This window comes from Acinetobacter tibetensis (assembly GCF_023824315.1).
GTDB lineage: Bacteria > Pseudomonadota > Gammaproteobacteria > Pseudomonadales > Moraxellaceae > Acinetobacter > Acinetobacter tibetensis.
In genome coordinates this window covers 2,425,537-2,438,631 of the sequence record NZ_CP098732.1, presented here as the reverse complement: position 1 = coordinate 2,438,631, position 13,095 = coordinate 2,425,537, and the positions used below count along the sequence as shown (strand labels likewise).

The following is a 13,095-nucleotide window of genomic DNA, read 5'->3' as shown; positions in this document are numbered from 1 at the left end:
TGAGCTAAATTATTGGTTTTTATAGAATGTTGTTTTTGTTAATGATTCTTATTTAAGAGTTTTTTGTTAAAAAACCAGTCTTTGATTGTTTGTATTTTGACTTTTCGCGTTTTATAATTCAGTGTCGTTTTAAGTTTAGGCATTTACTTGCCTGACAATGCCAGCTTTCCTTCGAATTAATTCCAACAAACTCCGGATGGAGTTTTTACTTACAGGATGCCCGCTGTGAAAAGCAACAGACCTGTCAATTTGTCCATGGGTCAAGTTTTAGAAGTAAACTTAAAATCCCCTGTGGCTATTGCATCAATTTTACACCGTCTATCTGGTGTTATCGTATTTTTACTCGTACCGGTACTTTTATGGATTTTAGACAAATCATTGTCTTCTCCTGAAGGTTTTGCGCAAGTGCAAGCTATTTTTAATAGCTTCATCGTGCGTTTTATCGTATGGGTATTTGTAGCCGGCTTAATTTTCCACTTTATTGCGGGGGTTAAGCATTTACTTGCGGATCTAGGTATTGCTGAAGAACTGCAAAGTGGTCGTGTCGCAGCTACTATTTCATTGATCTTGTCTGCAATAGGTATCATTGCGGCATTTGTATGGATTGTTATCTAATGAAAAGTGCTACTGGTTTAACGGGTTCAGGTTCTCGTGATTGGTTTATCCAACGCGTAAGTGCTGTCGTATTAGCAGTTTATACTGTTGTTGTTTTAGGTTGGATCCTATGCAATGGCGGTTTTAGCTACGAACAGTGGTACGGCTTTATGATGACAGCTCCAATGAAGATCTTATCTTTATTAGCAGTCTTATCTCTTGTTGCACATGCATGGATTGGTATGTGGCAAGTATTCACGGATTATGTGACTACTCGTCAAATGGGGCCTTCAGCTTCAGGTTTACGCCTTGTACTAACTTCAGCAGTAATTATTGCTGTATTTGCATATGCGATCTGGGCAATCCAGATTTTTTGGGCGAATTGATAGGAAGAGATCATGGGCGCTATAACCCCTAAAGAAGATTACACAAATATTCCACACGAAACTTTCGATGCTGTCATCGTTGGTGGTGGTGGTTCAGGTATGCGCGCATCTTACCAACTTGCTCAAGCTGGTTTAAAAGTTGCGGTTCTGACTAAAGTATTCCCAACACGTTCACATACAGTTGCAGCGCAGGGTGGTATTGGTGCATCTCTTGGTAACATGCAAGAAGATAACTGGCACTACCACTTCTATGACACTGTAAAAGGTTCAGACTGGTTGGGCGACCAAGACGCGATCGAATTTATGACGCGTGAAGCACCACAAGTTGTTTATGAATTAGAACACTTGGGTATGCCATTTGACCGTAATGCTGATGGTACAATTTACCAGCGTCCATTCGGTGGTCACTCTGCAAACTACGGTGAAAAAGCTGTTCCACGTGCTTGTGCTGCTGCTGACCGTACAGGTCACGCGCTTCTTCACACGCTTTATCAAAGCAACGTGAAAATGGGTACTCAATTCTTTGTTGAATGGATTGCACTTGATCTTATCCGTAATGAAGCGGGTGATGTACTCGGTGTAACTGCATACGACCAAGAAACGGGTAAAATTGCGGTATTCCAAGCTAAAGCGACATTGTTTGCTACAGGTGGTGCGGGTCGTGTTTACCGTGCATCTACTAACGCATATATCAACACTGGTGACGGTCTTGGTATGGCGGCTCGTGCAGGTATTCCATTACAAGATATGGAATTCTGGCAATTCCACCCTACGGGTGTTGCGGGCGCAGGTGTATTGTTGACCGAAGGCTGTCGTGGTGAAGGTGCGATCCTTCGTAACGATGCGGGTGAGCCGTTCATGGAACGCTATGCACCAACTTTAAAAGACTTGGCGCCACGTGACTTTGTATCACGTTCTATGGACCAAGAAATTAAAGAAGGTCGTGGTTGTGGTCCGAAGAAAGACTACATCTTGCTTGATATGACGCACTTGGGTGCTGAAACAATCATGAAGCGTCTTCCATCTGTATTTGAGATTGGTAAGAAATTCGCGAACGTTGACATCACTAAAGAGCCAATTCCTGTAGTACCGACAATCCATTACCAAATGGGTGGTATTCCTACAAACATCCATGGTCAAGTTGTAGTGCCAGAAAGCCGTGAAACTTCACCGCTTGAAGCGAACTACAACAAAGAAACTGATGTTTATTCTACCAACGCGGGTGAGCGTAACTTTACGAAACCTGTTAAAGGCTTCTATGCAATTGGTGAGTGTTCTTGTGTATCTGTACATGGTGCAAACCGTTTAGGTACGAACTCGCTTCTTGACTTGGTTGTATTTGGTAAGGCTGCGGGTGAACACATCATCGATTACGTGACTAAACACCACGGTGATGAATACCAACCACTTCCTACAACTGTACTTGAGCAAACTGTTGCGCGTATCCGTAAATTGGATGAGTCAACAACAGGTGAAAATGCGCAAGAAGTTGCTGATGCAATTCGAGACATCGTACAAGACCATGCTGGTGTATTCCGTACAGAAGCATTGCTTGATAAAGGCGTGAAAGAAATTCTTGCGATTGAATCACGTGTTCGTAACATTCATTTGAAAGACAAATCTAAGGTATTCAACACGGCACGTATTGAAGCTTTAGAAGTTGAAAACTTGTATGAAGTTGCTAAAGCGACCTTGATTTCTGCTGCTGCACGTAAAGAATGCCGTGGTGCACATACAGTTGTAGATTTTGAAGAATCTCCTGATCATCCAGAATACCCGTACGGTCGTCGTGATGATGAGTGGATGAAGCACACATTATGGTTCTCTAGCGATAACCATCTTGAATACAAGCCGGTACGTTACAAGCCACTATCTGTAGCTGCAATTCCACCTAAACCACGTACATTCTAATTGGGAGAAGTAAGATGAGTAGAGGTACTCGTACATTTAATATCTACCGCTACGATCCTGATAAGGATGCAGCACCATACATGCAAACTTTTAAGCTTGAGTTGACTGATAAGCACCGTATGTTGCTTGATGCGCTTCTTGCATTGAAAGTACAAGATGAAACTTTAACGTTCCGTCGTTCATGTCGTGAAGGTATTTGTGGTTCAGATGGTGTGAACATTAATGGTAAAAATGGTTTAGCGTGTCTTTGGAACCTAAACGACTTGCCAGAAGTGATTACTGTTCGTCCTTTACCAGGTTTGCCAGTGGTTAAAGATTTAGTTGTGGATATGAATCAGTTCTACGATCAGTACAACAAAATTCATCCATTCTTGATCAATAATCAACCTGCGCCACCAAAAGAGCGTTTACAGGCTCCTGAAGAGCGTGAACACTTAGATGGTTTATACGAATGTATTCTTTGTGCATGTTGTTCAACTTCATGCCCATCGTTCTGGTGGAACCCTGATAAATTCTTGGGTCCTTCAGCGTTATTGAATGCCTACCGTTTCATCATCGATTCACGTGATACAGCAACTCAAGAGCGTTTGGCTCGTCTTGACGATCCATTCTCATTGTTCCGTTGTAAAGGCATCATGAACTGTGTATCAGTATGTCCTAAAGGTTTGAATCCAACTAAAGCAATCGGTCATATCCGTAACATGCTTTTAGATATGGCAGGCTAATCTTTAGAGATTAAAAATGCTTAAAAAAAGCACACTCAAGAGTGTGCTTTTTTTATGAAGCCTGAAAATTATCGTGTGTAATACTGTTTTGCTGGAAAGGAACGAGAACATAAATATAATTTGTGCAATTCATGTAAAAACAGATGGATTATTTATGCTGAAAAAGCGTTTGTCGCGTAGAATAAATGCTATTATATAACGTTAGAAAAGGGCAGTTTGTAAGAAGATGCTCTTTTTTATTATTTGCTAAATTTAAATAGGACTTTGGTCTAGATTTATTGTCAATTGATGATAAATCACCGTAGTGTACAGCATAAAGTATTATGTGTATTTCGCTGATTTATGAATGGTATGTGTCAAAAAAATCAATTGGTGAAAGAGGAACATGTTACGATTTGATACATCGTTATATTGAAAAAAACTGTGGTTAATTAATGCACATTTTTTGATATAAATTGGGTGCTTACATACTTTCTAAGTGGTTTTAGAAAAGCTAAATCAAGAATTTATCTTTTCTAAAACGATTTTGCAAAAAATTGCTCGGTTTCGGTCGAGTATATATGGATGAGTGATGATGCCATTGAGGGTGTTGTTGTTCATTTTTCACATCAGGTTACTCCTAATGTGGTGATAACGCCCTAAGGCTGATGTCTGCTAGGGACTAATGTCATGTTACCAATTTGACATTATCAATCATGGGGTTGCTTAAAAGGCACCTGAAATATTTTTGCAATAGGAAATGGGTCCACAAATGCAAGAAGTTGCTGACGCTCTGCGTCTTGACACTGAACTTTCCGCTGATAGTGCAGCGTATATTGAAGAACTTTATGAGCAGTATTTGACGTCACCTGAATCAGTTGGTGCTGATTGGCGTGTATACTTCGATAAATTCCCGAAAGGTGATCAACCACACAGCAATGTACGTGAGCAATTCCTCTTATTAGGCCGCAATTCAAGCCGTGTTCAGGCAGTGGTTCAAAGCACAGTTAGTACTGAACATGAGCGTCGTCAAATTGGCGTATTACAACTTATTGCAGCGTATCGTAACCGAGGTCATCAGAAAGCGAAGCTTGATCCACTAGGTTTGGCAAAACGTGAAATCGTGCCAGATCTTGATCTTGCTGCACATGGTTTAACTCAATCGGATTTAGATACTGTATTCAATACAGGTAATCTTTTGATTGGTAAAGACGAAGCGACTTTAGGTGAAATGGTTCAAGCCATGGAAGCAACCTACTGTGCTTCGATTGGTGCAGAATACATGCACATTGTTGATACCAAAGAAAAACGTTGGATTCAACAACGCCTTGAAGGTGCACGTGGGCAATTTAACTTTACAGCAGACCAGAAAAAACACGTATTAGAGCGTTTAACTGCGGCTGAAGGCCTAGAAAAATTCTTAGGTAATAAATACGTCGGTGCAAAACGTTTTGGTGTTGAAGGTGGTGAATCTTTCATTCCAATGGTTGATGCTTTGATTCAACGTGCAGGTTCTGTAGGTTGTAAAGAAGTGGTCATTGGTATGCCACACCGTGGTCGTTTGAACCTTCTTGTGAACATCATGGGTAAAAACCCAGCAGACCTATTTGGTGAGTTCGAAGGTAAGAGCTTACATAAAAAAGGTTCTGGTGACGTTAAATACCACCAAGGTTTCTCTTCGAATGTCATGACTCCAGGTGGTGAAGTTCACTTGGCATTGGCATTTAACCCATCGCACTTAGAAATCGTTGGACCAGTCGTAGAAGGTTCGGTACGTGCACGTCAAGTACGTCGTAAAGACATCGGCGGTGACGATGTATTGCCAGTGATTGTGCATGGTGATGCTGCATTTGCAGGTCAAGGTGTTAACCAAGAAACCTTCCAAATGTCACAAACTCGTGGCTATACAGTTGGTGGTACGGTTCACATTGTTGTGAATAACCAAGTGGGTTTCACAACTTCTGATCCACGTGATGCGCGTTCTACAGAATACTGTACGGACATCGCGAAAATGATCCAAGCACCGATTTTCCATGTGAACGGTGATGATCCTGAGTCAGTATTGTTTGTTGCTCAATTGGCGCATGATTTCCGTCATACATTCCGTAAAGATGTTGTAATTGACATGTTCTGTTACCGTCGTCGTGGTCATAACGAAGCGGATGAGCCAGCTGCAACACAGCCAATGATGTATCAAGTGATCAACAAAAAAACCACGACTCGTGCATTGTATGCAGACCAATTGGTTCAGCAAAATGTGTTAGATCGTGCTGCTGCCGACCAAATGGTAGAAGATTATCGTTCTGATTTAGAAGCAGGTAAGCACGTTGCAAATGCCTTGGTATTAGAGCCAAATACAAAAATGTTTGTAGATTGGACGCCATACTTAGGTCATGAATACACAGACATTTGGGACACAACCTTCTCTGAAGATCGCTTAAAAGAACTCGGTCGCAAAATGCGTGAGCTTCCTGAAGGCTTCGTAATGCAGCGTCAAGTTGCAAAAGTGATTGATGATCGCTTGAAAATGCAAACTGGCGAAATGCCATTGAACTGGGGTGCTGCGGAAACTTTGGCTTATGCATCTATTTTAGATGATGGCTATTTGGTTCGTTTAACAGGTGAAGACGTAGGTCGTGGTACTTTCTCGCACCGTCATGCAAAACTGCATAACCAAGTGGATGGTTCAACTTATATTCCACTGTGCCATATCAAAGAAAACCAACCACGTACTGCAATTTACGACTCATTATTGTCGGAAATGGCGGTGTTAGGTTTTGAGTATGGTTATGCAACCACACTTCCTAAGAGCTTGGTCATTTGGGAAGCACAATTTGGTGACTTCGCAAACTGTGCACAGGTTGTGATCGATCAGTTCATCGCATCAGGTGAAACTAAGTGGGAGCGTGTGTGTGGTTTAACCTTACTTCTTCCGCACGGTTTTGAAGGTCAAGGTCCAGAGCACTCATCTGCACGTTTAGAGCGTTTCTTACAGCTATGTGCTGAAGACAACATGCAAGTGATGACACCGACTACCCCAGCGCAGATTTTCCATGCTTTACGTCGTCAAGCGATTCGCCCAATTCGTAAGCCAATGATCATCATGTCGCCGAAGTCTTTACTTCGCCACAAACTTGCAACGTCTACTTTAAGTGAACTTGCAAACAGTACATTCCAAACAGTGATTGATGAGATCGACAACATCAACAAAGCAGACGTAACACGTTTAGTACTTTGTGGTGGTAAGGTTTACTACGACTTGCTTGAGAAACGTCGTGAGCAAGAGTTGAATAACACTGCAATCGTTCGTATTGAACAATTGTATCCATACCCTGAACAACGTATTGCTGAAGTTCTTGCTCAATATCCAAATGTGAAAGACATTGTTTGGACGCAAGAAGAGCCGAAGAACCAAGGCGCTTGGTTATTTATTGCTCCTCGTCTATATGATGATGTAATGAAGTCGGCTAAACCAGTACGTATCAGTTATGCAGGTCGTGAAGCTTCTGCTGCACCGGCTTGTGGTTCACCATATTTGCATGCAAAACAACAAGCTCAGCTCGTAAATGACGCTTTAGCGATCGTAGCTGAATAACAGGAGATTCTAAGTAATGGCAACCGAAATTAAAGCACCGGTATTCCCTGAGTCAGTTGCTGACGGAACAATCGCAACTTGGCACAAACAACCAGGTGAAGCAGTATCACGTGATGAAGTGATCTGTGATATTGAAACAGACAAAGTTGTTTTAGAAGTCGTTGCTCCTGCTGACGGTACAATCGTTACAATCATTAAAGGTGAAGGCGACACAGTTCTTTCTGCTGAAGTAATTGCTCAGTTTGAAGAAGGTGTAGTTTCTGGTGCTGCTGCAACAGAAGCAGTCCAAGGTGAAGCGAAAGTTGAACAAGCTGCTGCAAATACTCAAGCGGGTGCTGCACCAGTAGTTGAACGTGCTCAACAAGTTCAAGACCAAGCTCCTGCTGTGCGTAAAGCATTAACAGAAACTGGTATTGCTGCGGCTGACGTTGCAGGTACAGGTCGTGGTGGCCGTATTACTAAAGAAGATGTTTCAAATCACCAAACTAAACCAGCCATTCCTGCTGCTGCACCTTTAAGCGTAGCGGTTGGTGAGCGTATTGAAAAACGTGTTCCGATGACACGTCTTCGTAAGCGTGTAGCTGAACGTCTGCTTGCGGCAACTCAAGAAACAGCAATGTTGACGACGTTTAACGAAGTGAACATGAAGCCGATCATGGAAATGCGTGCACAATATAAAGATGCATTTGAGAAGCGTCATGGTGCGCGTCTTGGCTTTATGTCTTTCTTTGTTAAAGCTGCAACTGAAGCGCTTAAACGCTACCCAGCGGTTAATGCTTCAATTGATGGTGATGACATTGTTTATCACGGTTACTACGACATCGGTGTAGCGGTATCTTCTGAGCGTGGTCTAGTTGTACCTGTGCTTCGTAACACAGATCGTATGAACTATGCTGAAGTTGAAAATGGTATTCGTGACTTTGCTTACAAAGCACGTGATGGCAAATTAGGCATCGAAGACATGACTGGCGGTACGTTCACAATCACGAACGGTGGTACTTTCGGTTCATTGTTATCGACTCCGATCTTGAATACACCACAGACTGCAATTTTGGGTATGCACAAAATCCAAGAGCGTCCAATGGCTGTAAATGGTCAAGTAGAAATCTTGCCAATGATGTATTTAGCGCTTTCTTATGACCATCGTTTAATTGATGGTAAAGAAGCTGTAGGTTTCTTGGTAACAATCAAAGAATTGTTAGAAGAACCAGCTAAATTGATCCTTGACCTTTAATCGATAGAATAAAAATAACAGGCTTAGAGCGATCCTTTAAGCCTGTATTTGGAGATAAACATGTCTCAACAATTTGATCTTGTTGTAATTGGCGGTGGCCCAGGTGGCTATGAAGCAGCGATTCGTGCAGCACAATTAGGTTTTAAAGTTGCGTGTATCGAAAAACGTATTCACAAAGGCAAACCATCTTTGGGTGGTACTTGCTTAAACGTGGGTTGTATTCCTTCTAAAGCATTACTTGACTCTTCACATCGTTATGAAGATACAGTGCATCACTTAGCTGATCACGGTATTACCACAGGTGATGTGAACTTTGATCTTGCAAAATTACTTGCACGTAAAGACAAAATTGTTGACCAGCTTACCATGGGTATTGATGGTCTTCTAAAAGGTAACGGTATCGAGTGGTTAAAAGGTACAGGTAAATTACTTGCAGGTAAAAAAGTAGAATTTGTATCTCACGAAGGTGAAACTCAAGTTTTAGAGCCTAAGTACGTGATTCTTGCGACCGGTTCTGTGCCAATTAACATTCCATCAGCACCAGTTGATCAAAACATTATTGTTGATTCAACTGGCGCACTAGAATTCCAAGAAGTCCCTAAGCGCTTAGGCGTGATTGGTGCAGGTGTGATTGGTCTAGAGCTTGGTTCTGTTTGGCGTCGTTTGGGTGCTGAAGTTGTGGTATTTGAAGCAATGGATGCATTCTTACCAATGGCTGATAAAGCTTTGGCAAAAGACTACCAAAAACTTTTGACCAAACAAGGTCTTGATATTCGTGTTGGCGCGAAAGTTGCTGGTACAGAAGTTAACGGTTCTGAAGTAACTGTTAAATATACGCAAGGTGGTGAAGACAAAACTCAAACTTTCGACAAGTTGATCGTTTGTGTAGGTCGTCGTGCATACGCTGAAGGTCTATTGGCTGATGATTGCGGTATTAAATTAACTGAACGTGGTTTAGTTGAAGTGAACGATTGGTGTGCAACGTCTGTTGAAGGCGTTTATGCAATTGGTGACTTAGTACGCGGTCCAATGCTTGCACATAAAGCAATGGAAGAAGGCGTAATGGCTGTTGAGCGTATTCACGGTCATGCAGCTCAAGTCAACTATGACACCATCATTTCTGTGATCTACACACACCCAGAAGCGGCGTGGGTAGGTTTAACAGAACAGCAAGCGATCGAGAAAGGTCACGAAGTGAAAACGGGTCAATTCGGTTTTGCTGCAAATGGCCGTGCAATGGCTGCTGGTGAAAATGCTGGTTTCGTGAAGTTTGTTGCGGATGCGAAAACAGATCGTTTACTGGGTATGCATGTGATTGGACCGGCTGCGTCAGATATCGTACACCAAGGTATGATCGCACTTGAGTTTGTATCTTCTGTTGAAGATCTACAGTTGATGACTTTTGGTCACCCAACATTCTCTGAAGTTGTTCATGAAGCTGCATTGGCTGTCGATGGCCGAGCGATTCACGCAATTCAGCGTAAGCGTAAATAAGACAAGAAAAGAGCGGTTTTAACCGCTCTTTTTTTTGATTAAAGGTTGTTTTTACCAGAACAATCTACTACAAATAAGAAAGAAAAAATGTAATAAGGACTAATACCAAATAAGACGTGAGTCTAGGAATTAGTCAGTCCATAACAAAGCAAAGAAGTAGTAAAAGGTTAGTCAATGAATCTACATGAGTATCAAGCCAAAGCGTTATTAAAAAAATATGGTATGCCTGTTCAAGAAGGTGTATTGGCAACCAATGCAGAAGAAGCAGTGAAAGCTTTCGAGCAACTTGGTGGAAAATTTGCGGTTATGAAAGCGCAGGTGCATGCTGGTGGTCGTGGTAAAGCTGGTGGTGTTAAAGTTGTAAAATCCAGTATTGAAGCGGCAGATTACGCAAACCATATCATCGGTACTCGTTTAGTTACTTATCAAACTGACGCCAATGGTCAGCCTGTGAATAGTGTCTTGGTTTGTGAGGATGTCTATCCAGTAGAACGTGAGTTATATTTTGGTGCAGTCGTTGATCGTTCAAGTCGCCGTGTAACGTTTATGGCATCGACCGAAGGCGGTGTAGAAATTGAAAAAGTTGCAGAAGAAACCCCAGAAAAAATTATTAAAGTAGAAGTTGACCCATTAGTGGGTTTACAGCCTTTTCAAGCACGTGAAGTTGCATTTGCATTGAAATTAAAAGATGGCCAGATTGCACAATTTGTCAAAATTATGACGGCTGCATATCAGGCATTTATTGAAAATGATTTTGCCTTATTCGAGATTAACCCATTATCAGTCCGTGAAAATGGTGAAATTTTATGTGTTGATGCCAAAGTCGGTATTGATTCAAATGCTTTATATCGTTTGCCAGAAGTGTCTGCACTTCGTGATAAATCACAAGAAAATGAACGTGAATTAAAAGCATCGGAATTTGATCTGAACTATGTTGCTTTAGAAGGTAATATTGGATGTATGGTCAACGGTGCAGGTTTGGCAATGGCAACCATGGATATTATTAAACTTTATGGTGGGCAACCTGCAAACTTTTTAGATGTTGGTGGTGGTGCAACCAAAGAGCGCGTCATTGAAGCATTTAAATTGATCTTGGCAGATACCTCGGTACAAGGTGTTTTAATTAACATTTTTGGTGGTATTGTTCGTTGTGACATGATTGCGGAAGCTATTATTGCTGCGGTTCAGGAAGTACATGTGAGTGTTCCTGTCGTGGTTCGTTTAGAAGGCAACAATGCGGAATTGGGTGCAAAAATTCTAGATGAATCAGGTTTGAAATTAACTTCTGCAAACGGCTTGGCTGATGCTGCAGAAAAGATTGTTGCAGCAGTAAAAGCATAAGGAGTGCCATCATGAGCGTATTAATTAATAAAAACACAAAAGTATTGGTACAAGGCTTCACAGGTAAAAATGGTACTTTCCATTCTGCACAAGCACTCGACTATGGAACCAAAGTCGTGGGTGGTGTGACCCCAGGTAAAGGCGGCACGACTCATTTAGATTTACCCGTTTTTAATACAATGAAAGATGCTGTGCGTGAAACGCAAGCTGATGCATCTGTGATTTATGTGCCCGCGCCTTATGTACTTGACTCAATCATTGAAGCAGTTGATTCAGGTGTTGGACTGATTGTGGTAATTACCGAAGGCGTGCCGACGCTAGATATGTTAAAAGCCAAGCGTTATTTAGAAACCAATGGCAATGGAACACGTTTAGTGGGTCCAAACTGTCCTGGGGTGATTACACCGGGGGAATGTAAAATTGGAATTATGCCGGGTCATATTCATCAACCGGGTCGTATCGGGATTATTTCACGTTCAGGAACATTGACTTATGAGGCGGTTGCTCAGACCACTAAACTGGGTCTAGGACAATCGACCTGTATCGGTATTGGTGGTGACCCAATTCCAGGTATGAACCAAATTGATGCATTAAAACTGTTCCAAGATGACCCTGATACTGATGCCATTATCATGATTGGTGAAATTGGAGGCTCGGCTGAAGAAGAAGCAGCTGAATATATTCAGTCGAATGTTACTAAACCTGTAGTTGGTTACATTGCAGGGGTAACCGCACCAAAAGGTAAGCGTATGGGACATGCTGGTGCGATTATTTCAGGTGGTAAAGGAACTGCTGAAGAAAAATTCGCAGCCTTTGAGCGCGCTGGAATGGCGTATACACGGAGTCCTGCCGAGCTCGGTTCTACCATGTTACAAGTATTGAAAGAAAAAGGTTTGGCTTAATTTTTTCAGACTCATTGCGTATAGAAAGCGTGTGTTACTTCGGTAGCATGCGCTTTTTTACGTTTATCTCGTTACGTTTGGTATATAAATTGCTCTGAGCAAGTATTCATTCAAAATAGTGTCTTGATACGATGCAAGCGGTAAATTGGAATCAGTTCAGCGAAGAGTTCACCCGTAATATCCAAAAAGTGCTGCCATTTGATGGATTGGTTGCATTTCAGATCGACGCTGAAACAACAGCGAGTCAATACTCGTTTAAGGGTATACCTCATCAAGCAGTTGATGAATACTTAGAGCGTAAGCAATATTTTGATCCTGTGCATTTTCGTTTTGCATACCATCAAGCAGATATGAAGTTTAGTGTATTACAAGCTGTGGCTTCTAATGATGAGTATGATGACTTTAGAAAAAAGTGGGATATCAAAGACACGATTGAACTTTTTTTTAGGCAGAATGGGGTTCCTGTACGCGGCATGAGTTTGGTTCGGTCTTCAGCTTATGCAGAATTTTCTGATCAAGAGTTAAAAATAATTGAGTCATTTTATGATTTGACCGCATGTTGTTTTAATCAAATTTATGATGTTTCTAGTCATCAGGTTAGCCTATTTAATGAAGGTTTAACAGAATCACTAACGCGACAAGAATCTAAAGTATTAGGCTTATTATGCAAAGGTTTAAATAACCAAGCACTTGCCAATGAAATGCATTGTGGAATATCAACCATAAAGACCCATCTACAGCATATCTATCAAAAAACACAGGTCAGAAGCCGTCAGGAATTGATGAGCCGAGTACTGTCTGGCTGACATCTGTAATAGATAAAAGTTCGAGCTATCTTCAATTTTAAAAATCATCCTTTGGGATGATTTTTTTGTATAGAGAACAGCGTAATTTTTCAGCATAGAAGACAGTTTGTAAGGCTAAGGAAATCCGA

The 13,095-nt window shown here is 41.6% G+C and carries 10 protein-coding genes; all 10 read left to right on the top strand.

Annotated features, from left to right (window positions below; translation table 11 throughout):
- Positions 1 to 216: 216 nt before the first annotated feature.
- Positions 217 to 615, top strand: coding sequence for a succinate dehydrogenase, cytochrome b556 subunit (sdhC, locus tag M5E07_RS11830; protein ID WP_026441307.1), 399 nt, complete (start codon positions 217 to 219; stop codon positions 613 to 615).
- On the top strand, positions 615 to 980 hold the full coding sequence (gene sdhD / locus M5E07_RS11825) for a succinate dehydrogenase, hydrophobic membrane anchor protein (RefSeq protein ID WP_004695554.1): 366 nt from the start codon (positions 615 to 617) through the stop codon (positions 978 to 980). The genes sdhC and sdhD overlap by 1 nt, the downstream gene beginning before the upstream one ends.
- 12 nt (positions 981 to 992) lie before the next feature.
- On the top strand, positions 993 to 2,891 hold the full coding sequence (locus tag M5E07_RS11820; RefSeq protein WP_116759815.1) for an FAD-binding protein: 1,899 nt from the start codon (positions 993 to 995) through the stop codon (positions 2,889 to 2,891).
- Positions 2,892 to 2,905: 14 nt separating this feature from the next.
- On the top strand, positions 2,906 to 3,616 hold the full coding sequence (locus M5E07_RS11815; RefSeq protein ID WP_116759813.1) for a succinate dehydrogenase iron-sulfur subunit: 711 nt from the start codon (positions 2,906 to 2,908) through the stop codon (positions 3,614 to 3,616).
- Positions 3,617 to 4,367: 751 nt separating this feature from the next.
- A complete protein-coding gene (locus tag M5E07_RS11810; protein ID WP_252219455.1) occupies positions 4,368 to 7,190 on the top strand; it encodes a 2-oxoglutarate dehydrogenase E1 component in 2,823 nt (940 codons plus the stop codon).
- A 16-nt stretch (positions 7,191 to 7,206) separates the two neighbouring features.
- Positions 7,207 to 8,424, top strand: coding sequence for a 2-oxoglutarate dehydrogenase complex dihydrolipoyllysine-residue succinyltransferase (odhB, locus tag M5E07_RS11805; RefSeq protein WP_116759810.1), 1,218 nt, complete (start codon positions 7,207 to 7,209; stop codon positions 8,422 to 8,424).
- A gap of 60 nt (positions 8,425 to 8,484) precedes the next feature.
- Entirely contained in the window at positions 8,485 to 9,918 is a 1,434-nt protein-coding gene (gene lpdA / locus M5E07_RS11800) for a dihydrolipoyl dehydrogenase (RefSeq protein WP_131262488.1), read from the top strand.
- A 174-nt stretch (positions 9,919 to 10,092) separates the two neighbouring features.
- Positions 10,093 to 11,259, top strand: coding sequence for an ADP-forming succinate--CoA ligase subunit beta (gene sucC / locus M5E07_RS11795; RefSeq protein WP_252219452.1), 1,167 nt, complete (start codon positions 10,093 to 10,095; stop codon positions 11,257 to 11,259).
- An 11-nt stretch (positions 11,260 to 11,270) separates the two neighbouring features.
- Positions 11,271 to 12,161, top strand: coding sequence for a succinate--CoA ligase subunit alpha (gene sucD, locus M5E07_RS11790; RefSeq protein ID WP_131323065.1), 891 nt, complete (start codon positions 11,271 to 11,273; stop codon positions 12,159 to 12,161).
- Between the two features lie 131 nt (positions 12,162 to 12,292).
- Positions 12,293 to 12,967 carry a response regulator transcription factor gene (locus M5E07_RS11785; protein ID WP_116759802.1) on the top strand — a complete coding sequence of 225 codons (675 nt, stop codon included), beginning with the start codon at positions 12,293 to 12,295 and terminating at the stop codon, positions 12,965 to 12,967.
- Positions 12,968 to 13,095: the final 128 nt, after the last annotated feature.